Here is a 1229-nt window from a genome sequence, read left to right on the forward strand (position 1 = left end):
CACGCTGCCAAGGTCCTCTCCCGACGGTGAGGATGAACCAGCGGGACGATCCCGCCACTACCCATGTTGACGAGTGAGCGCTGCCAGCTGGCGCCGGGCAGGTTCGCTGCGATCGCCTCTCGCAGCCCGGCGTGGGCGTCGGAGGTGACCAGGCGGACTCCGGTGAGGCCGCGGGCGACGAGGTCGGCGAAGAAGCTGTTCCAGGCCGCCCCGGTCTCGCTGGTGGCGACCCGCATACCGAGAACCTCGCGATGGCCGTCGCCGTTGACACCGGTGGCGAGCATCACGACGGTGTTGATCACCCGGCCGCCCTCACGGACCTTCATGGTGAGCGCGTCGGCGGCGACGAACGTGAAGGGCCCGGCGTCGCCGAGCGGCCGGTGGCGAAAGTCGTCGACGTGCTCGTCGAGCTCGGCCGCCATCCGGGAGACCTGTGACTTCGACAGGCTGTGGATCCCGAGGGTCTTGACGAGCTTGTCCATCCGGCGGGTGGAGACCCCGGCGAGGTAGCAGTCGGCGACGACGGTGATCATTGCGGACTCGGCGCGCTTGCGCCGCTCCAGCAACCATTCCGGGAAGTAGGTGCCGGAGCGCAACTTCGGGACCTGGACGTCGATGGTGCCGACGCGGGTATCGAGATCCCGGTGCCGGTAGCCGTTGCGCTGGGTCAGGCGGTCGGGGCTGGGTTTGCCCCATTCGGCGCCGACGACGGCGTCCGCGTCGGCGGATAGCAGCGCGTTGATCATCGTCTGCAGCAGGGTGCGCATCAGATCCGGAGACGCGTCGGTGAGGGCTTCTGCAAGCAGGCCTTCAGGGTCGACAATATGAGGAGCGGTCATCGTGTGTGATGCCTTTCGAGGATTCGGTAGAAGGTTGACTCGAAGGAACACCACGGTGACCGCGCTTACGTCTGTGACGACGAAGCGGCCACCGGGCTACACCACCTTATGGGGCACTACTCCGGCGTCGGAATGTTGAATGACCCCGGTGACGTCCTCGCCGGCTCGGTCGCGGACCCACAGGGCCATCTCGAGCGCGTCCAACGGCAGCTCGGTGGGCATCCGGTCCATGGTCCGCCACCCCACGATCCTTCGCGAGAAGACGTCGGTGACGAACGCGGTGAACGCCATCCCCGACCACGTCGGGACATACGTGTAGGGTCGGCCAGCAGCGCCCTGCCTGGCTTGCGCCGGGTGGGGTTCTGCTGACCGCCCTCCGAACCGGACGTG

The 1229-nt window shown here is 67.5% G+C and carries 1 protein-coding gene and 1 pseudogene; both read right to left on the reverse strand.

Features of this window, described 5'->3' with window-relative positions; genetic code table 11:
* A partial coding sequence (locus tag M4I32_RS15140; protein ID WP_319035312.1) for an IS256 family transposase occupies positions 1-839 on the reverse strand: 839 nt, incomplete at its 3' end.
* A gap of 120 nt (positions 840-959) precedes the next feature.
* A pseudogene (locus M4I32_RS15145) lies at positions 960-1154 on the reverse strand (IS3 family transposase); the annotation flags it as partial.
* Positions 1155-1229 lie beyond the last annotated feature (75 nt).

The organism is Microbacterium sp. LRZ72 (assembly GCF_033792225.1).
Classification (GTDB): domain Bacteria; phylum Actinomycetota; class Actinomycetes; order Actinomycetales; family Microbacteriaceae; genus Microbacterium.